Origin of the sequence: Zobellia galactanivorans, from assembly GCF_000973105.1 — a bacterium.
GTDB classification, from domain to species: domain Bacteria; phylum Bacteroidota; class Bacteroidia; order Flavobacteriales; family Flavobacteriaceae; genus Zobellia; species Zobellia galactanivorans.
In genome coordinates this window covers 3069770-3094082 of record NC_015844.1, presented here as the reverse complement: position 1 = coordinate 3094082, position 24313 = coordinate 3069770, and the positions used below count along the sequence as shown (strand labels likewise).

20 protein-coding genes are annotated in these 24313 nt (G+C 44.7%); 16 read left to right on the top strand and 4 right to left on the bottom strand.

What is annotated here, in order from left to right:
* Nucleotides 1-36 precede the first annotated feature (36 nt).
* Both ZOBGAL_RS12490 and ZOBGAL_RS12485 read right to left on the bottom strand, forming a co-directional pair.
* Nucleotides 37-390: a hypothetical protein gene (locus ZOBGAL_RS12490; RefSeq protein ID WP_013993981.1), complete on the bottom strand. Its 354-nt coding sequence runs from the start codon at nt 388-390 to the stop codon at nt 37-39.
* Between the two features lie 11 nt (nt 391-401).
* Complete coding sequence (locus ZOBGAL_RS12485) at nt 402-1343, bottom strand: hypothetical protein (protein WP_013993980.1); 942 nt, start codon at nt 1341-1343, stop codon at nt 402-404.
* Nucleotides 1344-1797: 454 nt separating this feature from the next.
* On the opposite strand from ZOBGAL_RS12485, the gene ZOBGAL_RS12480 reads away from it, so the two are divergent.
* The 6 genes from ZOBGAL_RS12480 (at nt 1798) to ZOBGAL_RS12455 (ending at nt 8513) form a co-directional block, all read left to right on the top strand.
* Nucleotides 1798-3417 (top strand): M28 family metallopeptidase, encoded by a 1620-nt coding sequence (locus tag ZOBGAL_RS12480; protein ID WP_013993979.1) that lies wholly within the window; start codon nt 1798-1800, stop codon nt 3415-3417.
* A 24-nt stretch (nt 3418-3441) separates the two neighbouring features.
* Nucleotides 3442-5121 (top strand): amidohydrolase, encoded by a 1680-nt coding sequence (locus ZOBGAL_RS12475; protein WP_013993978.1) that lies wholly within the window; start codon nt 3442-3444, stop codon nt 5119-5121.
* A 100-nt stretch (nt 5122-5221) separates the two neighbouring features.
* Nucleotides 5222-5899, top strand: a complete 678-nt coding sequence (locus ZOBGAL_RS12470; protein ID WP_013993977.1) for a response regulator transcription factor — start codon at nt 5222-5224, stop codon at nt 5897-5899.
* A complete protein-coding gene (locus ZOBGAL_RS12465) occupies nt 5896-7182 on the top strand; it encodes a sensor histidine kinase (RefSeq protein ID WP_013993976.1) in 1287 nt (428 codons plus the stop codon). Before ZOBGAL_RS12470 ends, ZOBGAL_RS12465 begins: the two co-directional genes overlap by 4 nt.
* Before the next feature lie 76 nt (nt 7183-7258).
* A complete protein-coding gene (locus ZOBGAL_RS12460) occupies nt 7259-7702 on the top strand; it encodes a PepSY-like domain-containing protein (RefSeq protein ID WP_013993975.1) in 444 nt (147 codons plus the stop codon).
* 1 nt (nt 7703) lies between these two features.
* The gene (locus ZOBGAL_RS12455; RefSeq protein WP_013993974.1) at nt 7704-8513 is read left to right on the top strand and encodes a DUF2490 domain-containing protein; all 810 of its coding nucleotides are present in this window, start codon (nt 7704-7706) and stop codon (nt 8511-8513) included.
* Between the two features lie 7 nt (nt 8514-8520).
* On the opposite strand, the gene ZOBGAL_RS12450 is transcribed toward ZOBGAL_RS12455, so the two are convergent.
* Complete coding sequence (locus ZOBGAL_RS12450) at nt 8521-9249, bottom strand: ribonuclease activity regulator RraA (RefSeq protein WP_013993973.1); 729 nt, start codon at nt 9247-9249, stop codon at nt 8521-8523.
* A 22-nt stretch (nt 9250-9271) separates the two neighbouring features.
* Complete coding sequence (locus ZOBGAL_RS12445; protein ID WP_013993972.1) at nt 9272-10240, bottom strand: sugar phosphate isomerase/epimerase family protein; 969 nt, start codon at nt 10238-10240, stop codon at nt 9272-9274.
* 519 nt (nt 10241-10759) lie between these two features.
* Between ZOBGAL_RS12445 and ZOBGAL_RS12440 the strand changes: the two genes are divergently transcribed.
* The 10 genes from ZOBGAL_RS12440 to ZOBGAL_RS12395 all read left to right on the top strand — a co-directional run bounded on the left by ZOBGAL_RS12440 (nt 10760) and on the right by ZOBGAL_RS12395 (nt 24289).
* Nucleotides 10760-13009, top strand: coding sequence for an alginate lyase family protein (locus ZOBGAL_RS12440; RefSeq protein WP_148560706.1), 2250 nt, complete (start codon nt 10760-10762; stop codon nt 13007-13009).
* A 9-nt stretch (nt 13010-13018) separates the two neighbouring features.
* Nucleotides 13019-13369, top strand: a complete 351-nt coding sequence (locus ZOBGAL_RS12435; RefSeq protein ID WP_013993969.1) for a cupin domain-containing protein — start codon at nt 13019-13021, stop codon at nt 13367-13369.
* 5 nt (nt 13370-13374) lie between these two features.
* Nucleotides 13375-14127, top strand: coding sequence for an SDR family NAD(P)-dependent oxidoreductase (locus ZOBGAL_RS12430; RefSeq protein ID WP_013993968.1), 753 nt, complete (start codon nt 13375-13377; stop codon nt 14125-14127).
* A 458-nt stretch (nt 14128-14585) separates the two neighbouring features.
* Nucleotides 14586-17711, top strand: a complete 3126-nt coding sequence (locus tag ZOBGAL_RS12425) for a SusC/RagA family TonB-linked outer membrane protein (protein ID WP_013993967.1) — start codon at nt 14586-14588, stop codon at nt 17709-17711.
* Nucleotides 17712-17744: 33 nt separating this feature from the next.
* Nucleotides 17745-19175 (top strand): RagB/SusD family nutrient uptake outer membrane protein, encoded by a 1431-nt coding sequence (locus ZOBGAL_RS12420; RefSeq protein WP_013993966.1) that lies wholly within the window; start codon nt 17745-17747, stop codon nt 19173-19175.
* 30 nt (nt 19176-19205) lie between these two features.
* Complete coding sequence (locus ZOBGAL_RS12415; protein ID WP_013993965.1) at nt 19206-20087, top strand: PKD domain-containing protein; 882 nt, start codon at nt 19206-19208, stop codon at nt 20085-20087.
* 44 nt (nt 20088-20131) lie between these two features.
* Complete coding sequence (locus tag ZOBGAL_RS12410; RefSeq protein ID WP_231854760.1) at nt 20132-21019, top strand: polysaccharide lyase family 7 protein; 888 nt, start codon at nt 20132-20134, stop codon at nt 21017-21019.
* A 241-nt stretch (nt 21020-21260) separates the two neighbouring features.
* Nucleotides 21261-21989 (top strand): FadR/GntR family transcriptional regulator, encoded by a 729-nt coding sequence (locus ZOBGAL_RS12405; RefSeq protein WP_013993963.1) that lies wholly within the window; start codon nt 21261-21263, stop codon nt 21987-21989.
* A 230-nt stretch (nt 21990-22219) separates the two neighbouring features.
* A complete protein-coding gene (locus tag ZOBGAL_RS12400) occupies nt 22220-23497 on the top strand; it encodes an MFS transporter (protein ID WP_013993962.1) in 1278 nt (425 codons plus the stop codon).
* A 36-nt stretch (nt 23498-23533) separates the two neighbouring features.
* Entirely contained in the window at nt 23534-24289 is a 756-nt protein-coding gene (locus ZOBGAL_RS12395; RefSeq protein ID WP_013993961.1) for an SDR family NAD(P)-dependent oxidoreductase, read from the top strand.
* The last annotated feature ends 24 nt before the right edge of the window (nt 24290-24313 follow it).

Sequence of the window (24313 nt, the reverse complement as noted above, 5' to 3'; positions counted from 1 at the left end):
AGCTCTTTGCCTTCGGTGTATCTCTATATACCAAGGCTAGGACCTATACTCTTTCGCAGCCATGGCGATCAGGTGCTCATACCGCCTATCGGGGTCGTATTTACGGACCAGTTCGAACAACTCCCGTATCAAGCCGTCATCGCCCCGTTTATATCTAGTTTCAGGACCCTCCTCTATTTTTATGATGGTCTTCTGCACCGTACACCGCAATCGTTCTCCCTTCGACAAGACAAAGCCCCGAAAACCGAGGCCGTCAAAAAAACCATCCGTGGCACTTTCGTCCAAGGCTTCAATGGTATGAAAAAGCCCCATGAATTCATAGGGCCCTATCTCAAATTGTGGATTCTGTCCGCCTGAAAGTATATCCAGTTCCAGTTTGTATACCTCCATGGCCTTCTTATTTAGATAATGGACACACTTTTGCCCGCATAAAAATAATCACAAAAATCGGTATAGTTCAAAGTGGAGCCCGAACCTCGGTCGCAGGTCTCGGGATCGGTAATGAGATCACCGCTATTATCGGTGTTTTTGGCAGGGGTTCCGCCAGGCTTATGCCCCCAAAACCCACCGTCTTGTTTTCTGTACCAGTGGTAATCGACGCCCGGGGCAATGACCAATGCCATCAACCTTCTCGGATATTCACTTTGTGGAAGGCAGTCACATCGCAACTTCAAGCCATCGCGAAGGGAAGCCGCCTTGACCTCGCTACAGCTCATTGATGAAGCCATTTGCCCCGAGAACTTACCCGGCTGGGCAAAGGTGTTGGTCTTCCAGTTCCTTCCATAGTTGTAGCAATTGTTATTGTGTCGCACATGGCTATCGGCATTCCAAAAATTCGGGTTGAACTTGCTTTCCTCGTATTTGCAATCACAGCAAGAAGCATCGTCTACGGTAACCCTTTTGGAGTTTTTAGGAAGTTTGGGATAGCGCTTTTTTATCACCTTTCGAATTCGTTCAAGATCTAGTTGATACTGTTCTATACTCGCCAAGATAATCTTCTGAATATGCTTGTCTATGGGCGTCAGCCTGTGTGAATCGAGGCTCAACTTGCTGTAGCGGGTCATTTGCTCCACGATCCTACTGGCGATTCCAATACTCGTCTTTTGGTCTTCGGCCGTACCGTCGGCAATTTTAAAGGAATTGGGTATGCCCCGTATTTTTTCATCACTGATGACCTCGATCTCTATGCCCCTGAATCCCAAACCGTCGTAACCGGTATTGGGTTTGGAAATGATCTGTTTTTCTTTTGCTATCTGCTTAAGGATTTCTTCCCCATTGGCATCGGCCATGATCCAACTCGGATTGGGGCGACCTGAAAATAAATCGGCTGTAACTCGTATCATCTTTTTCTGTTTTAAGGTGTATAAAGCATTTTTTTTAGCGTCGCCACAAGCTCTTACCTTATGGCGATACGACTATAATAAAGCTAGCAACCAGAGAGTTACATATTCCTTTAAAATGTATGGGCGGTAGCGATACACGTGTCAATGACGCATTTTACCCCATACCGATTTTGAATTTTCAATGCTTTTGGGGTATGGGCCGGGGATGGGTGACATATCGAATAAGAATACAGCGCAGCCCTCCTAAAAAGAAGGGCTGCCTTTATCCCCTCCCTCTCCCCCTATTTTATAACGCCTAAGCGATAGAGACACAAGGCCCTACCTTAATTTCGGTTTGCCCCCTTAAAGTTGGAAAATCCCTTTAGATTTTCGACCTTAGTTCTATAGGTGCTTTAGTAAATCTTAGCGCAACCTATGACCCTATAGACCATCTGTTCAACAAAACATCATCCCTATGACCAAGAATCTCTTGAAATTTTTAGTACTCGCCTTATATATAAGCTGTAATACGGAAAATAAAAACGCCGAAAAACCGGTGGAGATAGACCAAGCCACCTTGGCCAAACATATAGAACGTCTGGCTTCGGATGCCTTTTTAGGGAGAAAGCCCTTTACCGAAGGCGAGGTAAAGACCGTAAATTATTTAAAGGATGAATTTGAAAAACTCGGACTTTCACCGGGTAACGGCGATAGCTACTTTCAAGAGGTGCCCATGGTAGAAATCGATGGAAGCCCTTCGGAAAAAATGGTGATATCGGGAAAAGACGGAAGCTTTGACCTCAAGGTCCTGAGCGATTTTGTGGCCACCACCAGCCAGGTGAAGACCGAAATCGGCCTTGACCGCTCCGAGCTGGTCTTTGCCGGCTACGGCATCGTGGCCCCCGAATACGGGTGGAACGATTACGAAGGTATCGACTGGAAAGGAAAGACCGCCGTGGTCTTGGTCAACGACCCGGGATTTCAATCGGGCGACTCTACCTTGTTCAAGGGAAACGCCATGACCTATTACGGGCGTTGGACCTACAAATATGAGGAGGCCGCAAGACAAGGGGCCGACGGGGTTATTATCGTTCACGATACCGAACCGGCTTCCTATGGATGGAACGTGGTCGAATCGGGTTGGAGCGGGGCCAAATTGATCATTGAAAGCGACCTGCCCCTCTTAAAGGTCGAGTCTTGGGTAAACCAAGAAAGCGCCCAAAAGATCTTCGATGCCTCCATCATGAAAGGGGAAGACTATAAGGTATTGGCCCGAAGCAAGGGCTTTGAACCCATCCCCTTGGGCCTAGACGTTTCCGTTTCCATTCAAAACAAAATCAAGAAAGACGTTTCAAAAAACGTAATCGCCCTTATTCCGGGTACGGAAAAAAAGGACGAGGTCATTATCTACTCGGCCCACTGGGACCACCTTGGCGTAGGTAAGCCCATTGATGGCGATTCCATTTACAACGGTGCCATAGACAATGCATCGGGCACCGCGGGCCTTCTTGCCATTGCCGAGGCCTTCAAGAAAAACGGTCCCACAAAACGTTCCGTCGCCTTTATAGCCGTTACCGCGGAAGAGCAAGGTTTGCTAGGCTCCGCCTACTATGCCGAGAATCCGATTTTCGATCCTAAAAAAACCGTAGCCAATATCAATATGGATGCCTTGGGCAGTCCCGGAAAAATGAAAGACCTGACCATAACGGGTTACGGTCAGTCGGAAATGGACAAATATGCCGAGGAAGCCGCACTGGAACAAGGGCGCTATATTATTCCCGATCCCCATGCCGAAAAGGGCTACTTTTTTAGATCGGACCATTTTAACTTTGCGAAAATCGGTATCCCCGCCCTCTACGCCAGTGGCAGTTACGAAGGTTTCGACCAAAGTATGGAATCGATAAAAGCCACCCTAGACGACTACAACACCCATAAGTACCATCAACCTTCGGATGAATACGATCCCGAAACCACCGAATTGAGTGGGGTAAGCTTCGACCTACAGTTGTTTTTTGAGGTAGGAAGAAAATTGGCCAACGAGACCTATTTTCCGAAATGGTATGAGGGAAGCGAGTTTAAGGCGGCCCGGGAATAGGATGTAAAGTAAAAAAAGAATTGTATGAAGAACGGCCTGCCCTTAAAAGTACTGCCTCCTTACCTTTTTTTCTTGGCCCTGCTTTCCTTGATCTCTTGTCAGGAAGCCGCCCCAAAAGCAGACCTGATACTCACCAATGCCAACATTTGGACGGGCAGCGAGTCCCAACCCAGTGCGCAGGCCATTGCCGTATTGGCCGATACCATTTTGGCCATCGGCTCAAATAGCGAACTGGAGAAATACAAGGGCCATACCACGGAAATAATAAATGTAGGCAACCGTTTTATCACGCCTGGTTTTATCGATTCGCACGTGCATTTGCTTATGGGCGGTAACAGCTTGCTGAACGTTGAACTCCGCGATGCGCAAACACCGGAAGAGTTTACCCGGCGCATCGCCGATTTTGCCGAAACCATAGACCCGGGAACCTGGATCATGGAAGGCAATTGGGACCATACCCTTTGGGGTGGTGAACTGCCAAAAAAAGAATGGATAGACCCCTATACACAGAACAATCCCGTAGCTGTCTACCGTCTTGACGGACATATGGTCTTTGCCAATTCCGCCGCCCTCGATTTTGCAGGTATAGACAAAGACACCCCTGACGTCCCTAATGGCGAGATCGTAAGGGATGATAAGGGCATACCGACGGGAATTTTAAAGAGTAATGCTATGGGACTTTTACTCGACAAGATTCCTCCACTGACCAAAACACAAAAGAAAAAGGCCCTTAAAGAAGCTTCGCATTACTTTTTGTCGCACGGTGTGACCTCCGTACACGATGTGGATAGTTTGGGCACCGCCGAAGTAGCCCAAGAATTGCTGGATTCAGGGGAACTCTCCCTACGTATTTATTCAGCAAAACCACTGAACCGATGGAAAGAAGCCCAAAGAAAAATAAGCTCAGACGAACTTTGGTTAAAAACAGGAATAGTCAAGGGCTTTATCGATGGGTCCCTGGGATCACATACCGCTTCCTTTATGGAACCCTATACCGACAAACCCGCCGACAATGGATTATTTATTAACAGTGAAGCGAATCTATACCAATGGATTTCGGAGGCCGACAAGGCCGGCCTTCACATTCAGGTCCACGCCATAGGCGATAATGCCATTCACACCTTATTGGAAATCTATGAACGCATCGTCAAGGAAAACGGAAAAAAGGAACGCCGACTGCGCATTGAACATGCCCAGCACATCTCAAAACAAGACCTACACCGATTTGGCGAACTAGACATCATTGCCAGCGTGCAACCCTATCACGCCATTGATGATGGAATATGGGCCGAAACCTTGATCGGGCCCGAACGGGTCAAGACCACCTACGCCTTTCAATCGCTCTTGGATGCTAAAACTATATTGGCCTTTGGCAGTGATTGGCCAGTGGCCCCCGGCAATCCTCTAACCGGTATATATGCCGCCGTTACCCGAAATACCTTAGATGGCAAAAACCCGAATGGCTGGGTGCCGGAACAAAAAATAAGTACGGAAGAGGCCTTGCGGGCCTATACCAAAAATGGGGCCTACGCCTCTTTTGACGAAACGGTAAAGGGCACTCTTGAACCCGGAAAACTAGCGGATTTCGTCATCTTAAGCGAGGACATACAAAAAATAGACCCAAAGAAAATCAGGGAAGTCAAAGTTATGGCCACCTATCTTGGAGGAAAATTAGTGTACGAAAACGATCAAAAGGAAAATTAGGCACGGCCCTCGATCCGCAAAACACTACGACCTGGAAAGGAAGTCCAAAAAAAATCGGAAATTCCCAATTCTTTCCAAAATCTTGTAGCAATTTTGCAAGGTGAAGATTTTAGTAATAGAGGACGAAGCCCAGCTGCAGAACAGTATAACGGAATCACTGGAAAAAGAAAATTTTTTAGTGGAGACCGCAGCGGACTACCATACCGCCATGGAAAAGGCCTTCGTCTACGATTACGACTGCATCTTACTCGATATTATGCTGCCCAACGGCAGTGGATTGGATATTCTAAAAGAACTGAAAAAAGAGGGCAAGAGCGGGAACATCATTATCATTTCGGCCAAAGATTCCCTCGATGACAAACTCAAGGGTTTGGAACTTGGGGCCGACGACTACCTTACCAAGCCCTTTCACCTTGCCGAACTCAACGCACGTGTCAAGGCCGTCCTCCGCAGGAAAAATCTCAATGGAAAAAACAGCATTGAATTCGCCAATACGGTTTTGGACCTGAGCGATCGTAAGTTTTCCGTAAACGGCAATAGTACGCCCCTCAACCGCAAAGAGTTCGACATCCTTAATTACTTCCTTCTCAACAAAAAACGATTGGTCACCAAAACCGCACTGGCAGAACATGTTTGGGGAGACAACACCGACCAGGTCGACAGTTTGGACTTTGTATACTCACAAATCAAAAACTTGCGAAAAAAACTGCAGCGCTCCGGAGCCGATATAGAAATAGCCTCCGTTTACGGGGTGGGCTATAAACTTGTTGAAAAATGAAGCTCCTCAACCAATCGCTGAAATATTTGTCCATTTCCATTTTGGCCATCGTTACGGTATGGAGCGTGGTCTTTTATATGAGCATGCTCAATGAGATCAAAAGCAGCATCGATGAAGGTCTGGAAAACTACAAGCGCATCATCATTGAAAAAGCACAGACCGATTCTACCATTTTGACCAAAAGCGGTTTTGACGAGAGTTTCTTTACCCTGCAAAAAATCGACAAGAAAAGGGCGCTTTCGGCAAAGGACCAATACGTCGATACCATCATCTACATGCAAGATGCCGACGACAAAGAACCCGAACCCGAACCGGTACGCATGCTTACCACCTCTTTTGAAGTAAAGGGACAGTATTACGAGCTAAAGGTCGCCAACTCCATGGTGGAGGAAGACGACCTTATCGACGAACTGTTCTGGGATGTGGTCTGGCTCTATATCATTCTAATCGCCAGCATCATACTCATTAACAATGTGGTATTGAAAAAGCTCTGGAAACCCTTTTACGACTTCTTGCACCAACTAAAAAGTTACCGGCTCGGAAGCACCGAAAAACTTCCGGCAACTTCCACAAAAACCAAGGAGTTCAAAGATTTGGAATATGCCGTAAACACCTTGTTGCAACATAGCATATCGGCATTCGAACAGCAAAAGGAATTTATCGGAAATGCCTCCCACGAGCTGCAAACCCCCTTGGCCATGGTCATCAACAAACTCGAGCTGCTCTTGGAAAAGGAAGACCTGAAAGAAGCGCATGCGCTAAAGATCGCCGAAATCTTTCAGATCGTCGAGCGCTCGGTCCGACTGAACAAATCCCTGCTCCTACTCTCTAAAATAGACAACAAACAGTTTTTTGACAATCAGCAAATCCATTTAAATCCCATCGTCAACCAAACCTTGGGTGACCTTGAGGAAATCAGTAGTTATAAAAAACTAAAAACAGAAGTTTCCGAAACCGATGAACTACAGGTACACCTAGACCCTACCCTTGCCCAGATCATTGTTTCGAACCTACTTAAAAATGCCATACTCCACAATCACGGGAACGGCACGGTTGAAGTACATATTTCGAAGGATACGCTTACCGTCCGCAACACGGGAAAAGACAAAACCTTGGACAAGGGCAAGGTATTCAGCCGATTTCACAAAACCGACTCAAAAACGAGCGGAAGCGGCCTGGGTCTAGCCATTGTAAAAGCCATTGCCGACCTATACGGCTTCCCCCTAACTTACGGCTTCGAAAAAGGCGTGCACTCCTTCAGTATACGCTTCTCCACAATATAAGCCCCCACTTCGGGCATTCCCAATTGTTTCCAAATTCACATGCTTTCTTTACGGTATAAATTAAAACAGTATACACATGAAAAAGCAAATTTTATTCTTAGCGGCATTGGGAACCCTCAGTTTTTCACAGGCTCAAGATCTTCCTAAAAGCCAGGTTCCTTCCGTAATCTTAAATCAGTTCAACAGCCAATATCCAAAAGCCACGGATGTAGAGTGGGAAATGGACGGCAAGCTATACAACGTGGAATTTGAAACCGGATGGAACACGGAGCACGACGTATGGTACAATGCCGAAGGAAAGATGGTAAAACAAAAGGAAGAAATAGCTTCAAAGGAATTGCCCCAAGCGGTACATAAAACTATCGAAACCAATTTTCAGGGCTACTCCACCGACGATGTGGAACGCATAACCGACGAGGGAAAAATCTTCTATAAGATGGAATTGAACTCCTTGCTCAAGCAAGACTGGGAAGTGGTTTTCGATGCCAATGGAAATATATTGAGCCAAATTGAGGACTAAGATGGAAGGAAGTATTCGTAAAGTTATTCCCCTTCTTCTTTTCGGACTTCTAACCCAAATAAAAGGCCTTGCCCAATTTTCCCCTCCGGGATTGGGTGAGGTCCATACCGCCGCATGGTTGGCCCTAGGGGCAAAACAGGACCTTGGCCAAAAAGGGACTACAGTGTCTTCCACCTATTTAGGATTCGGTAGTGTAAGTGACCCGAACAACTATAATCCGATAGAAAAACCATCGATTTACGTGATAAACCAAGAAGTCACACACCGCTTCAAACCCCACTGGAAGTGCGCCTTGGCATTGAGTTACCGATGGCAAAACAAGTATACATCGACCCCTCCTTACGACTACGACACCCCAAAAGCACGTCAAGAACTACGGGCTTACGGCAGTATCTCCTATCTCAATTCCTTAAAAAAAATCAACTATGCGTTCAGTTACCGCCCAGAGATCCGACGCTTTTACGATCCCGACTTCACTTTAGCGACCGAATCTTTACAATTCCGCTCCCGTTTCAAGGCCAAACTTTCCTTTTATCTCAACCGCTCAAAAACGCAGCAGATCAGCACCGCTGCAGAATCGCTATTCGCAACGGGCAAAACGGAAAACTGGAGTAAATTCGCCTATAAGGAAAGTCGTTTTTCCCTCTACTACTCCCTGACCCTGCCCCAACAAGATATCACCCTTAATATGGGCTACATGAACAACCTCTTGGGAAGGGATTTTTCTAAAGACGCCCATTATCTCGCCTTTGATGTAGCGATCAAAAACCCCTTCAATCGCAAGTCGGCGCAGGGAAGCCATTCGCAGTAACTCCGGACTATGACTTTTCCTTGTCTTTTAAAAACATCCATGCATCAAAACGGGCCTTGTACTCTTTATCGGTAAGCGGATAGAGCCCCATAATCGACTTCCCTTTTTGGACTTCCTTCATCACATAGTCTTCAAAAAGGGTCATTTTTGTACACTCTTCCGCCACCCCTTCGGCCAGGTGGGCCGGTATTACCATGACCCCGTCATCGTCACCTACAATAAAATCCTCGGGAAATACCGCCACATCGCCACATGCGATAGGCTCATTAACGCCAATGGCGTGGTGCAAGGTCAAATTCGTAGGCGCCGATGGCCCTTGGTGATAAGCCGCAAAATCAAGATCGGCAATCTCGGCGGAATCCCGAAAGCCGCCATCGGTCACCATACCCTCTACCCCACGCACCATTAAACGCGTTGCCAAGATGGAACCCGCCGAAGCCGCACGGGCATCTTTTCGACTATCTATGACCAGAACATATCCTTCGGGACATTCCTCTACCGCAACCCGCTGCAGGTGTCTCCGGTCTTGAAAAACCTCTATAGGGTTGAGATCTTCGCGTGCCGGAATGTAACGCAGCGTATAGGCCCTCCCGACCATTGTGGGCCGACCGGGCTTGAGCGGCCTAACCTTCTGTATAAATTGGTTTTTCAGCCCCTTTTTAAACAAACAGGTGGCAATGGTAGCCGTACTGACCTTTCTCAATTTCTCTATGGTACTCTCTTCTTTTTTACTCATACCCTGGTTGGTTAAATTTATATTATTCCGCTGCTTTCCATGCCTTCCTTAAAAAGGTCAAATCTTTTTTCATCATGGCATAGACCACTTTTTTGTCGATGCTTATTTGTTGGGCACCATGTTCGGCTCCCCCTAGATCGTATTCCAAGTGCAGCGATATCGGTACGTTGATCCCGTATTTTTTTAGCAAAGAAAAATAGCGGCCAAAGTCTACCATACCCTCACCAAGCGGCGTATTCACCGGTTTCCATTGGCCTTCTTGCATTCCCCATTTAAAATCCTTTATCACGATCGACCTTATATATGGCGCTATAAGCCGAAGGTCGAGTTCCCAGCTCATACCACCTTCGACCACCGCATGCCGTATATCGTACTGACTGCCCAAATGTTTGCTTTGCGGGCCGGGCAGCATAGGAGGCAAATCCCAAATAGGCGCCCCAACGTGGTTGCCCGCATGGTTTTGATAACAGCCTATCAAGCCCCATTTTTCGTTCGCCGCTTCCAAGGATTTGAAAAGGGACTTATAGATTTCTTGGCTTTCTTGAATACTTCGGTCTTCAGGATAACTGAGCCATCCGGTCCTATAATGGGTCAACCCTAGTTTACTGGCCGTTTTCAACACCTGTTGGTCTATTTCCGCATGGGCATCGAGCACGTTAGTGGTCATCATTTTAGGTTGCAGTCCGTATTTACGCATGGCCTCAACGGCCTTGGGCAGGTCATCTTGCACATTTTCCGGCAATACATGGCCTTTCGGCCTTACGGTCAAATCCAATCCGTCAAAACCGATATCCGCGGCAACCTCCGACATTTCTTCGTAGCCCAAAAACTGTAAGTGCTTAGAAAAAAGATGTACCTTGATATCCTCTTCCGATGTATTGGAAGATAAAGCGTTCCATCCATGTAATGGCATAAAGGGCACACTGCACAATGCGGCGGCCGTCCGTTTTGAAAAATGCCTTCTTGAGATATAATCATGTCCTTTCCCCATAACACCTGCTTAAATAATTAATTAACCCCACTAACTGTTAAAAATTTGCTAGTTCCACAAATATACTTATTTTTGGTCAACCAAATTGGTTAACCAATTTTACAGTCAATATGAAATCGCCTTTCGTCCCTAGTATTTCTTTTGTGACTTCCCTTGGTAATACCGATGGAACACAAACCGACTATACAGGTTCGGCGAATGGGTTTGTTCCTTAAAAATGCCACTGCCTCTATGTCATAAGGCAATGTTCAGGAAAAAGATCGTAAACTACCTCGGGGCAAGCCCACGAGGCATTAAAAGGAATACACCTTGATTTCGAGCCAAGCCTCGGAGCATTTAATCTCGATTATCGAGTAAAAAGAAAACATATAATGATAGTAGGACCATTAGCATGCACTTGGTCGTCGGTACGCCCATAGCAACAATACCTAGGCTCTTTTAAAACATCAAAAGCAACCGATGACCAATTTTTTTCACTAATGGGTTCCATTTAGGCCCAACACCTAATTAGATATGAACATGACCAAATACATACCCGTACTACAATCCCTCCTCTTCGTTCTGTTGCTTTCCTTCAGCGGACATGCACAAGAACACCCGAGTCTGATACTGACCAAGGCGGGAGTAGAAAAAATAAGGGCCGAATTGGGCAACATCCCCATTTTTGACGCCACCTTGGAAAAGGTAAAGGCCGAAGTGGATGCCGAAATAGCATTGGGCATAGATACGCCCCTCCCTAAAGATTATTCCGGAGGCTATACCCATGAGCGCCATAAGCGCAATTTTTTCATCCTTCAAAAAGCAGGGGTATTGTACCAAATTCTAAACGATGAGAAATATGCCCTATACATAAAGGACATGCTGTTTCAATACGAAGGAATGTACAAAGACCTACCGGTACACCCACAAACGCGTTCTTACGCCCGGGGAAAGTTGTTCTGGCAGTGCCTAAACGATTCCAATTGGCTGGTTTACGTGAGTCAGGCCTATGACTGCGTATATGACTACCTTTCGAAAAAAGAACGCAAGCAACTTGAAAAAAACCTTTTCAGGCCATTCGCCGATTACATATCCATAGAAAATCCGCAATTCTACAACCGCGTACACAACCACAGTACTTGGGGCAATGCCGCCGTAGGGATGATCGGTTTGGTAATGGGCGATGAGGAGTTGATCCAAAGGGCGCTCTACGGTATTGAAGACGACGGCTTGCCGATCGGGGCCAAGGACAATGACGGAGGATTCATAAAGGTGGAAGGCCAAAAAGCCGGTTTTCTGGCCAATATAGACGAGCCTTTTTCCCCTGACGGATATTATACCGAAGGCCCTTACTACCAAAGGTATGCCATGTACCCCTTTTTGATCTTTGCCGAGGCCCTGCACAATGTAAGGCCCCAACAGAAAATATTCGAACACAAGGATGGCGTATTGCTAAAATCGGTAAACACGCTTTTGAGCCTCTCCGATGCCGATGGCGAATTCTTTCCCTTGAACGACGCCCAAAAAGGTATGTCATATCACTCCCGAGAGCTGGTTACCGCCGTTGATATCGCCTATCATTACGGAAACCACAATCCGCAATTGCTCAGCATAGCCGAAGAACAGGGCCAAGTTTTATTGGACGATTCGGGGCTGGCCGTAGCCTTGGGCATTAGGGAAGGAAAAAGCGAGGACTTCCAAAAAAAATCGATCAAGCTTAGCGATGGGGCCAACGGCGACCAAGGGGGCGTGGCCATACTCAGGTACGGCAACGAAGCTATGACCTTGGTCTACAAATATGCGGCGCAAGGGCTAAGCCATGGGCACTACGACAAACTATCGTTCTCACTTTACGAAAAGGGAACCGAAATATTACAAGATTACGGTCTCGCCCGTTTTGTCAACATCGAGCAAAAAGGCGGGGGCAATTACCTCAAGGAGAACACGACCTGGGCCAAACAGACCATAGCCCACAATACCCTTGTACAAAACGAAACCTCACATTTTGAAGGAAAGTACGAAGTGGGGAGCCAACACCATTCGGAGCTCTACTTTTTTGATGCTTCCAACCCAGAAGTACAGGTGGTGAGCGCCAAAGAACAAAACGCCTATCCCGGTACGGAAATGCATCGGACCATGGCCCTGATAAAAACCGATGGTTTTGAAAAGCCCTTTGTACTCGATATCCTAAGGGTCGGTTCGAATGCCGCGAACCAATACGACCTTCCCTTCTACTTCAAAGGACAGGTGATGCAAACCAATTTTGATTTCACCACCCCAAAAAGCTTGGAACCCCTAGGTTCCGATAACGGCTATCAGCACCTTTGGTCAGAAGGCCTAGGACAGCCCAAAGGCGACAACTCCCAGCTCAGCTGGTTGGAAAACGGACGCTTCTATACCCTGACCACGGCAACGAACAACGACGACGAGCTACATTTCGTACGCATCGGGGCCAATGACCCAGAGTTCAACCTAAGAAGGGACGCCGGTTTGATCATCAGAAGAAAGAACACAAAGAACACCACCTTTGTATCGATACTAGAATCACACGGCCATTATAGTCCTGTTTCAGAGTTTTCGGTAAATGCGAACAGTTCAATCTCTAAAATCGAGCTTATGTTAGATACGAAAGAGTACACGGCAGTATTGATCGATGCCAAGTCCAATACCGAACAAACACTATTGATACTGGCCAATGAAAACAAAAATGTCAATAAAGAGCATATTATAGAAATCAAGGGCAAGGAATACCGTTGGACGGGGCCCTATCAATTTATTAAAATCAATTAAAATTAAACTATGGAAAGTTTTGGATCAAGTAAAGAGTTTTTAATCGGGGACGAAATCCCCTGGGAAACCGTTGGCGAAGGCGTACAACGTCAGATTATGGGCTACGACGATAAGATCATGCTCGTAAACGTAAAATTTGAAAAAGGCGGTATAGGCCCCATGCACGAGCACTACCACTCACAAGTAACTTACGTCGTTAGCGGAAAATTCAAGATGACAATAGGTGAAGAGACCAAAATACTAAAAGGAGGCGATTCGTTTTACATTCCTCCCCACGTAATGCATGGAACCGTTTGTCAAGAAGCAGGTGTATTAATAGATGTTTTCAGCCCGATCAGGGAAGATTTTATGACTAAATAATAACTATGGATTTAAAAGGAAAAATTGCCGTTGTCACAGGCGGAACAAGGGATATTGGCAAGGCCATTTCACTTAAATTGGCAAAAGAAGGAGCCAAAGTAGTAGTCAACTATTACAACAACGAGGCCAACGCAAAGAAAACCCTTGATGAGATAAGGGCAATTTCGGGCGAAGCCATAATCGTTAAAGGGGACATGACCCAAAAGGCCGATGTTGACCATTTGGTATCGGAAGCGATAAAGGCATTTGGAGGTACCATTGACATCTTGGTAAACAATGCCGGTGGATTGGTAGCCCGTAAGAGTATTGCCGAAATGGACGAGGCTTTCTTTAATAAGGTCATTGCCTTGAACCTCAACTCCACCTTTCTGGTCTCACAAGCCATATTGCCCCATATGAAGTCTGGTGCCTCGATCATAAACATTGCATCGCAAGCAGGCCGTGATGGCGGTGGCGGCGGTTCTTTGGCCTATGCCACTTCAAAAGGCGCCGTTATGACCTTTACACGAGGTCTGGCCAAAGAAGTAGGCCCCAAGAATATTCGCGTCAACGCCCTTTGCCCAGGAATGATCGCCACGACCTTTCACGACACTTTCACTACGGGCGATGTACGTAAAAAGGTAGCGGGAGCCACCCCATTGCGCAGGGAAGGTACGGCTGAAGAGATAGCCAATACCGTAGCTTGTCTTGCTTCCGACGAAACTACTTTTATTACCGGGGCCAATATCGACATCAATGGCGGACTCGCCTTTTCATAAGCTAGAACGGCCTCAAATTACCAATATGGCAACTTAGTGCTCCTTTAAGTATTAGATACCTAAAATTAACATCATAAAATTTGACATTAATTTTTTTTTAACAAACTATTAAGTTATATTTGGTAAACCAAATTGGTTAACCAATATGGAAAACCAATTAAAACTTGTAGAAAAGCTAATACTAATAAAAGAAAAATACTAATGATACCATAGGATATTTTCAATAAAAAAAGGATGGGTGCACGCCCATCCTTTTAAAAAAATTTACTTCATTCTGAAGGGAAGTAATACTAAGAACATGTACACTTTACTATACACGCTCATTACAAAAGTACAAAATTCAGGGACATTAATGAGTAACGTGCACTAGTAAGTTGAAGAACAAATGCGATTCTATACAATCTCATTTAGGTATCGGACCTTAACCGATGAACATTACTAACTTAACATTATTACAAATGAATTTAAAAACTCAACTCACACTAATAGCATTATTGTGTCTCAATATATCGCTATTTGCCCAAGACGGTTACACACTGTCAGGCACGGTTTCCGATGCGGACAATGTTCCAATACCGGGAGTTAACGTCATAATCGCCAATACAACCAAAGGCACCTCAACAGATTTTGACGGATTATTTCAAATAAACGTTTCAGAAGGCGATATTCTTCAATTTTCATACATCGGCTATGTTACACAAACCATACCCATAACGGGCCAGACCGAGTTAAATATAACCATGGCCGAAGACGCCAAACAATTAGACGAGGTGGTGGTTATAGGTTACGGGGGAACCCAAAAGAAATCACATTTGACCGGTTCGATCTCAAAAGTAGTCAACGAAAACCTCGATCAAATAGCAGTAGCTCGTGTCGATGATGCCTTGGTCGGGCAGGTATCGGGGGTAAACATACAAGCCACCGACGGAGAAGCAGGAGCCGCTCCTACCATAAATATCAGGGGTGTAGGCTCTATGGCCGGTGACTCTACCCCATTGGTCGTTGTCGATGGTGTAATTGTAAGTTCAGACTTCCTAGGTTCATTGAACATGAACGATGTAGAGTCTTTCGAGATTTTAAAGGATGCAGCATCATCTGCCATTTACGGTTCAAAAGGTGCCAACGGTATTATCATGATAACCACAAAAGGTGGTGTTGAAGGTAAGACCCGTATCAACTATAGTACCTATACTGGTTTTAAAGAAGCTAGACATAGTGAAGCGTATACCTTTTCAATAGAAGAAACTGCACAAGCCCAATTGGCCGCCACCGGGTCATTATCCGACAGGACAAAATACAAACAACTCATAGGTGTTGACCGTTCTTGGCAAGATGTCATTTTTGACGGTGGTACCATTACCAGTCATTCCCTATCGGCTCGCGGTGGAAGTGAAAAAACCAAGTATAGCACCGCCCTTAACTACTCACATGACGAAGGTGTCTTAATTACCGATGATTTCAAAAAATACGGATTAAGACTTAAAGTAGATACCAAAATAAACGATAAGTTTTCCTTTGGTGTGAACTTCACCCCTTCTTACACAAACAGAAGAAGGTTTGATGGAAGTACCCACGATATATTAAGACAGACCAATTGGCTACCACTTTACCATGATGAAAACACTATTCAATTTGTAAATAGGGTTCAAGATAATGGGGCGTGGGCCGATGTGCAAGTCGGTGATTACGCACAACAATATCATTTTGACGGCTACGACCTCGACGCCGGTGCCCCTGCAGATTCTGGTGGGGTAAGTATCAGTAACACCTCGAATGCCAACCCTGCGGCCAAAGTATTGGAGCGCGAACGTTACGACAAAAAATTCAAAATGTTCGGTAGCGTTTACGGTAATTACAACATTATTGACGGTTTAAGTTTCCGATCTACCCTTTCCGGTTCGTATCAAGACACCAAAAGAACAAGATGGCAAGGTACCCTATCCAGTAGAAACGGTGCCGCAGGCGCCTCAATGGATGAATATTCACAAAAGGAAATCTACCTTATTACCGACAACTTTCTATCCTATAACAAGAGTTTCGGTAAACATGATCTAAGTGTAATTTTAGGTGTAACCGCTGAAACGAAAAAATCGTTTTATTCACAAATTAGCGGAACTGGTTATACTTCCGATGCCGTTAAGCAAATCACCAACGCCACGACCATTTCAAACGCAGATGCCTTTGAATGGGAAAAGAACGGCCTATCATACGTTTCCAGACTGAACTATGCTTATGACGATAAATACCTAGCTTCATTTAGCTTTAGAAGGGACGGTAGCTCTATCTTCGGTCAAGACTTCAAATACGGTAATTTTACTGCCGCCTCTGTTGGTTGGAACCTTGCCAAAGAAAACTTCTTACAGGATAGTGATATCGTAAGCACTTTTAAATTAAGGGCCAGTTACGGTCTAACAGGAAACGATTTGCTCAACGTAGGTAGTGTTGATCCCGATACCAGTAGTAGTACGAGTTCTTTGAGCACAGGTAATATCTTGGTAGACAACTACCCATACTTGGCCCTTTTAGGCTCAACGACCTATTCCGTAGACGGTTCATTACAAGCGGGCTTCAACCCTCTGAACATAGCCAACGCGGGACTGCAATGGGAGCGTTTGAGAGAATTCAACCCTGGTTTGGATTTCGGCTTTTTTAACAATAGGGTATCGGGCTCCGTTGATTATTACCAACGAACCAGTGACCAACTATTATTGAACAATCCGATTTCAGTGACTACAGGTTTTAACAGTGCCCTTGTTAATTTAGGTGAAGTCAAAAACGAAGGTTATGAAATTGAACTGAGAACAAAGAACATTGTTACAGAAAACTTCAGGTGGGCCTCTACCATCATAGCTTCAACGAACAAGAATACTTTAGTAGACTTCGCCGACTCCAACGGTCAAATTACAAATGTAGACTCTAAAAGGGCAGCAGAGTGGATCAACCTTGAAGGACAACCGATTTCCACATTCTACGGTTGGGTCGTCGACAAAGACATTCCGCTTGAATACTTGAACGATGCTTTCCACCCTGTTGGTGGCGAAGCCCAAGATGTTTACGTAAAGGATTTAAACGGCGATGGTATTATTGATGATGAAGACAAAGCTGCTTTAGGAGACCCATATCCAGAATTAGTCTGGAGTTTCACCAACGAGTTTAATCTTGGCAAGTTCGATTTTAGTTTTATGTTCCAAGGTTCACATGGGGCCGAAATCAGGAACATGGGAGACCAATACCTGTTCAACCATTTCAATTCTTCTCAAGATTTCAATCCTGAAACAACGCCTAACCAAGAATTTATCAAAGAAAAAATCTTTACTGATGATATTATTCAAGACGCTTCGTACGTAGCACTGAGAAACGTAAATATTGGATACAATTTCCCAAAAGACGTTTTGAGTGATTATGGTGTGTCTGGTTTAAGAATATATGCTAGTGGCCAAAACCTTATGTACAAGACGGCAGATGACTATACAGGTTTCAATCCTGAATCCGTAGACAGAACAAGTCCTACAGCTTACGGTTACCAAAGAGCAGGTTCCCCTATATATAGAACGATTTCTATAGGACTTAACCTTGATTTTTAATCAGAACAGTATAAACAAAATTCACGATATATTATGAAACAATTCAAACTAATAACGATGCTTCTGGCGGTAGTCGTATCCTTTACGGCCTGCGAAAAGGACTTCTTGTCTCCCGCACCAACATCAGGAGTATCTTCGGAAACCTACTTCTCTACAGAAGAAGAATTAGAAACCGCTTTGATCAATATGTATGACGGTATTCAAGGAGTAAATTCGACGGATCCCGATGACAGACATGGTATTCAATACGAATTCTACATCACCGAAATGCGGAGCGATAATACCCGTACCAAAAGTAGCGAGGGTGAAGCAGCACAATTCGAAAGTTATAACATAACACCGAACAACGGTATTATTGCCAATTATTACGAGAGCTATTACAACATTATCTATAGGGCCAATGTAGTATTGGACAATCTTGATGTAATAGAAAATGCAGCGACTAAAGCATCATATGAAGCCGAAGCTAAATTCGTTAGAGCCTATGCCTATTTCAATTTGGTGCGCCTCTATGGTGATGTTCCTTTGATAGATAGGGTAGTCGGACCTTTGGAAACCGATATTCAATTTGCCCGGGTTGCGGCATCTTCTATATATGACTTTATAAAGAGTGACTTGTCCACTGCAGTTGATGGGCTAGACAACACCTACCGCACAAGAGCCTCCAAAGCTGCTGCACAGACCCTTTTGGCAAAAGTATATTTGACCTTGGGAGAAAACTATTCAGAAGCCCAAACCCTATTGGAAAGTGTAATGGCTTCAGGCTATTCCCTAGAACCCGACTTTGAAGACGTATTTTACAACGAAGAAAACAATGAAGTTATCTTCTCGATAGGCTACCTTCCAAACCTAAGTTCAGACAGTCAAAACTTTTCAGCCGAATGGTTGAACGGTGTAGGTAGAACTTCTGGGGTGAACTATGTAACCAGTGAAGCCGTTGCCGTATTAGATGAATTTGGGGGTGATAGGACCGCGGTCTCATATAGGCCTGACCCTTCGCAGGTAGGTCAGTATCAGGTAACCAAATACCTTCCGAACGGCGAAGATGGCGGATCGAATGGGAAAAGCTTTGATAGCGACCCAACACTTGCTGGCAACGATTGGATCGTAATCCGATACGCCGATGTACTTCTTCTCCATGTAGAAGCTATTATGGCCGGTAGCGCCAGCACTACCGCTTCAAAAGCTTTGACCTCGTTTCAGGCTGTACGCGACAGGGCGGGGCTTACCGACCCAGTTACCGAAGTTACAAAAGAAGATTTGTTGTTGGAAAGAAGGGTCGAATTGGCCTTCGAGAATCATCGTTTCTTCGATTTGGTTCGATTTGGTCAAGCGGAATCCGTTTTTTCCGCCTTCTCCTCAGCGAATAACCTTGGGTATTCTTCAACCGACTTGTTACTGCCTATTCCGCAAAACGAGATTAACCTGAGCAACGGATCAATGAGTCAAAATCCGGGATACTAATCACTTGGTTTACCATAAAAACTGTAAAAAATGAAACATATTTTAAATATCGAAATATTGAAAAACAAGTACTACGGATTTCTATCGCTTGTCGTAATCCTATCCGGTATTGCTTGTGAAGACACCTTCGAGTACGAACTGCCCGAAGCAAATTCAAAGGCTGACCTGACCCCTCCATCGGCAAGCTTTTCAATATCGCCGACCGATGACTTCCTGACGTTTACCTTTGGTAACAACTCCAGTAGTGCTACTGATTATGAATGGGATTTTGGCGACGGTAATACGTCTACAGATGTAGATGGCAGCAATACCTACCCAGATGAAGGAACCTACACGGTTACCTTGACCGCTACCGATAAATTAGGCGTATCAAGTACGGTATCACAAACCGTTGAAGTAGTTGAACCTGAAATTCCACTAGCGATAACACCGGTAATTGGCGGGGCCGCTTTTGATGACGGTGTCGATGACAGTTGTCTTGACAGTAGGGATTGTTGGAGAATTGAAGGGGCGACCATTCACCAAACTACCAGTGACGGGGAAGCCGATACAAGAGGTGCCAAATACCCCTCCGGAAGCGATAACAACCGTGTCACCTATCAAGCCGTTAAAGTTTCCCCGAACACCAAATATGTCTTGACCGCCAGATATGCATTGCAAGCTGACGGAGACAGTGTACGGGCAAGTGTTATCGATGGACAACTGAGTAATTTCAGCGAGTTTGCCGATGCTACCTTATTGGCACAAGAATCAGGAACCGTAAATGAAGGCAAAGGCAACTTTAACACGCTTACGGTAGCCTTCGAAACAGGTGCCAATGGTGAAATAAGCATATTGTTCGACCACGACGGTAACGCAAAAGATTCCTACTTGGATAATGTTGCCATTGCTCCAGTAGAAGAACAACCTTAAATAAAAAAATGCAGTTTTTAAGCAACTTTTTTAGAGCTTGTTATTTGAGTTTAGTTTTGGTTTCTGCCGGAAACTGCCAAGACAGTAATGACTTGGCAGTTGCGGCAAATCATCAAGATGGGCCCTATGCGAATTCAGACACTCCGGAAACCGAGAGTGTCGACATCAAGAAATATAAGTTACCCAAAATAGACCTGAGTCATTGGAAGCTTACCCTTCCTGTTGGAAAACCAACAGAAGTTGAGCCTCCCGAAATTTTGGAATACGCTACGAATGAAGTCGTACGTCCCTATTTCTATAATGATTCCACCGATGGTTCATTGGTATTTTATGCTTTTCCGAATTCAACTACGGCCAACACCAAGTATTCAAGAAGCGAGCTACGCGAGCAAATGGTACCCGGTGACAACAATGTGAATTGGACATTTGAACAAGGAGGAAGGATGAAGGGAACTTTGGCGGTAGACGAAATCACCAAAGATTCCGATGGCAAGTACCATCGAACCATAATCATGCAAATCCATGGCCGATTGACCAACGAGCAAAAAGAGCTCATTGGGGCAAAAGACAACAATGCCCCGCCCATATTAAAAATATATTGGGACAAAGGCTATGTACGGGTAAAGACTAAGGTACTGAAGAACAAAAGCGCTTCGGATCAAGAAATTTTACACGAAGAAGCTTGGGGCGATGATGAGGGATATACCTTCCCCGACTATGTCGGATTTAAAAAGTTCAAACTTGAGGTCAAGGTTTCCAAAGGGAAATTGGTAGTCATTATGAACAATACGGAATATGCGGTCTATGATGATGTCAATATCAAAAGGTGGGGAATCTTCGAAAATTACTTCAAGGCAGGAAACTACTTTCAAAGTAAGGATGAAGGGAGTTACGCCAAGGTGAAATTTTACGATTTAGAAGTTATACACTAGTTGGTTTTTCTATAAAAACGAAGTACCTACTATATAAAATAAGAATTAAAATTATGTTGTTTTGAGTTAGATTGGCAGTAATTTTGCCGACCCGCTCACCACGGGTCGGTAGAATTCTAAAAATCGCTTCAATGCCCCATGAAAGCTGATTTTTATAAAACAAAAAATACTTTTTTAGTAGGTTATTTTTTTATAATTTTAACAAACCAATCTGGTTAACCAATTTTGAACCGCTTACGCTATGAAACTAGAAATATTGACCAAACACGAAAATAGGGATATCCAAAATGGGATCATCGCCAAGATTCGTGATCTTATCAATTACAAAAACCTTGAACCTGGGGATAAACTACCTGCCGAGCGGGTACTCTCAGAAAAGTTCGGTGTTAGCAGAAGTAACGTTCGCGAAGCCATTCAAAAATTGGAATTCTACGGCATATTGAATTCTAAACCCCAAAGCGGGACTTTCATCGCCAATATTGGCCAAATTGCCATGAACGGTATGATCGACGATATTCTTAGCTTGGAAGAGCAAGATTTTAAATCACTGGTCGAAACCCGTATTTTACTTGAACTCAAAACCGTAAAATTAGCGGCCCTCAGAAGAACCGAGGAAGACTTAGAACGCCTTAAACAGGCCTTTAATGCCTACAAAACAAAAATGATAGCCGGTGATGATTGCCTTGAAGAAGATTTACTCTTTCATTTGGCGATCGCTTCGGCAAGCAAGAACAGCACCATGAACACCCTCATGCTATTGATTACCCCCGAGATTATCGTGGCCTATGACCAAGATCGCGTTTGTGATGGCGATGTAGCCTTGGCAGAGGTAAAAAAGCATGAAGACATCTATATGGCCATTAAGGACCAAAACCCACAACTCGCCAAGGAAAAGATGAAATTGCACTTTAGCAAATTGTACGATTACATCTATGGCAAAGACCGTAAAATTAAAATTGGAAAAGGATAAAAGTGCACGATTTATCCTGATCTCAAATACTGAAGGGAAGACTAATAATACTAAAAAACAACTTATCCTATGAAGGTAGACGGCTAAGCCGCCCATGCCATATCCTATTTACATAATACGTATTTAAGTCCCTTAAATACAGGTATCCTGAATTGCTTATTGCCTATCCCCAAAGGACTAGGCCTGCTATTCGTCTGCCTAAATACAATGAATAATTTAAAAGAACGAAGATGAAAGTCAAAGGTTTAAGATGGTGGGTTATCGCCCTAATTTGTTTGGCAACGGTCATTAACTATATAGACCGTACCGCTTTTGGTGTTATGTGGCCTGAAATGGGTAAAGATTTGGGTATGGACGAGTCCGACTACGCCATAATGCTCAATGTTTTTATGATCACCTATGCCGCCGGTAAGTTTTTATCGGGCAAGCTCTATGATATCATCGGCACCCGTATGGGTTTTGTGGTCTCCATAGTTGTGTGGTCCGTAGCATCAATTTTCCATGCTTTCGCCAGAGGTTTGGTTTCATTAACGCTCTTCAGGGCCATGTTGGGCTTGGGAGAAGCCGGAAACTGGCCAGGAGCGGTAAAGAGCAACGGTGAATGGTTCCCCGTTAAACAGCGGGCCATTGCACAAGGTATTTTTAACGCGGGAGCTTCACTAGGAAGTGTTATCGCCCCGGTACTTATCGCCTATCTATACGGGCATTTCGGCTGGCGCACCACCTTTATCATCATCGGTGCCATCGGCTTGCTTTGGGTCATTCCTTGGTTGGTTATCAACAAGGCCAAGCCTGAAAACCACCCTTGGATCACCGAAGAAGAACAAAAGATCATCCTTGCCGATCAAATTGCCTTTAGTTCGCCAGAGAAGAAGGAAAAAGGACTTTCGGTACTTAAAATATTGAGTTATAAGGAATCTTGGGGCGTACTCATGTCCCGTTTTTTCATCGAACCGATATGGTGGCTCTTTGTAGGATGGATGCCACTCTACCTCAACTCGAAGTTCGGTTTCAGTATCGAAGAAATAGGATCTACTATTTGGATCTCGTATTTGGGCGGTATGGCAGGAAGTATTGTCGGCGGCTGGTACAGCGGTAAATTAATGGAAACCAAAACGGTGGATGCCGCGAGAAAGATTACCATAACCATTGGGGGCGCATTGATTTTCTTAGGCTTGTTGGGCATCATATTCCTGGTAACCGAAAAGAATCCGATGACCTTTATCTATATCGTGGCTGTCGTACTCTTCGGATTTCAGTTTGCCATTGGTAATATCCAGACCATTTCAAGCGACCTGTTCCGCGGACCCTCCGTGGGCACCTTGGCCGGTTTGGCCGGTACCGTGGCAGCTGTCTCGGTCATCATTATGAACTCTTTGATTCCAATGATAGCATCAGTATCATATACTCCCGCATTTATTGTAATTGCCGTACTGGCTCCCCTAGCGGTACTATCGATCTATGGATTGATAAAGCGGATACGCCCCGTAGAACTTGAGTCAGTTTAATCAAAAAAAAAATCATTAACAGTAACTAACATACAAATGAAAAGAAAAGTAGCAGTAATAACAGGAGCAACAGGTGGAATAGGTTTTGCCGTAGCAAAAAGATTAGGGCAAGATGGGTATACCGTTATTTTAAATGGTATAGACGATGAAGCCGGCGCAGAAAGGGTAAAGGAACTTACTTCAGAAGGTATTGAAGCTGAATATTATAGTTTTGATGTTACCAATGAGGAAGCCGTCACCAAGAATATTAAGGCAATTGGCGAGAAATACGGGAAAATAGATACCCTTGTAAACAATGCCGGAGGTCTAGGAGGTCGATCAAGATTTGAGGAAATGACTACGGAGTTTTACCGATCGGTAATGGCACTGAATCTAGATTCTACCTTTTTTGCCTCACGGGCGGCTATTCCTTATCTAAAAAAAGGAGAAGGCGCTTCTATCATAAATTATACTTCAAATGCAGCTTGGACCGCTGGTGGACCTGGAGCGGGAATCTACGGAACCTCGAAAGCGGGTGTTAACACTATTACCAAAGCATTGGCTAAAGATTTGGCCGAATATGGGATTCGGGTAAATGCAGTATCCCCAGGTACCATAGACACCCCATTTCACGCACAGATCAAAGCTACCAAGCCCGAAGTTTTTGCTTCATGGGCCAACAGCATTATGCTGGGCAGATTAGGTCAACCCGAAGATGTAGCCGGTGTAGTATCTTTCCTAGCAAGCAGCGATGCAAAATTCATTACCGCCGAAACCATACAAATTGGGGGTGGGCAAGCTTTAGGAATCTAACCGCTTATATCTAAAATAGCACTT

Bases quoted from the DNA above. Each gene is read 5' to 3' on its own strand.
- ZOBGAL_RS12490 (WP_013993981.1), bottom strand. From the start codon at position 390: ATGGAGGTATACAAACTGGAACTGGATATACTTTCAGGCGGACAGAAT.
- ZOBGAL_RS12485 (WP_013993980.1), bottom strand. From the start codon at position 1,343: ATGATACGAGTTACAGCCGATTTATTTTCAGGTCGCCCCAATCCGAGT.
- ZOBGAL_RS12480 (WP_013993979.1), top strand. From the start codon at position 1,798: ATGACCAAGAATCTCTTGAAATTTTTAGTACTCGCCTTATATATAAGC.
- ZOBGAL_RS12475 (WP_013993978.1), top strand. From the start codon at position 3,442: ATGAAGAACGGCCTGCCCTTAAAAGTACTGCCTCCTTACCTTTTTTTC.
- ZOBGAL_RS12465 (WP_013993976.1), top strand. From the start codon at position 5,896: ATGAAGCTCCTCAACCAATCGCTGAAATATTTGTCCATTTCCATTTTG.
- ZOBGAL_RS12460 (WP_013993975.1), top strand. From the start codon at position 7,259: ATGAAAAAGCAAATTTTATTCTTAGCGGCATTGGGAACCCTCAGTTTT.
- ZOBGAL_RS12455 (WP_013993974.1), top strand. From the start codon at position 7,704: ATGGAAGGAAGTATTCGTAAAGTTATTCCCCTTCTTCTTTTCGGACTT.
- ZOBGAL_RS12450 (WP_013993973.1), bottom strand. From the start codon at position 9,249: ATGAGTAAAAAAGAAGAGAGTACCATAGAGAAATTGAGAAAGGTCAGT.
- ZOBGAL_RS12445 (WP_013993972.1), bottom strand. From the start codon at position 10,240: ATGGGGAAAGGACATGATTATATCTCAAGAAGGCATTTTTCAAAACGG.
- ZOBGAL_RS12440 (WP_148560706.1), top strand. From the start codon at position 10,760: ATGACCAAATACATACCCGTACTACAATCCCTCCTCTTCGTTCTGTTG.
- ZOBGAL_RS12435 (WP_013993969.1), top strand. From the start codon at position 13,019: ATGGAAAGTTTTGGATCAAGTAAAGAGTTTTTAATCGGGGACGAAATC.
- ZOBGAL_RS12430 (WP_013993968.1), top strand. From the start codon at position 13,375: ATGGATTTAAAAGGAAAAATTGCCGTTGTCACAGGCGGAACAAGGGAT.
- ZOBGAL_RS12425 (WP_013993967.1), top strand. From the start codon at position 14,586: ATGAATTTAAAAACTCAACTCACACTAATAGCATTATTGTGTCTCAAT.
- ZOBGAL_RS12420 (WP_013993966.1), top strand. From the start codon at position 17,745: ATGAAACAATTCAAACTAATAACGATGCTTCTGGCGGTAGTCGTATCC.
- ZOBGAL_RS12415 (WP_013993965.1), top strand. From the start codon at position 19,206: ATGAAACATATTTTAAATATCGAAATATTGAAAAACAAGTACTACGGA.
- ZOBGAL_RS12405 (WP_013993963.1), top strand. From the start codon at position 21,261: ATGAAACTAGAAATATTGACCAAACACGAAAATAGGGATATCCAAAAT.
- ZOBGAL_RS12400 (WP_013993962.1), top strand. From the start codon at position 22,220: ATGAAAGTCAAAGGTTTAAGATGGTGGGTTATCGCCCTAATTTGTTTG.
- ZOBGAL_RS12395 (WP_013993961.1), top strand. From the start codon at position 23,534: ATGAAAAGAAAAGTAGCAGTAATAACAGGAGCAACAGGTGGAATAGGT.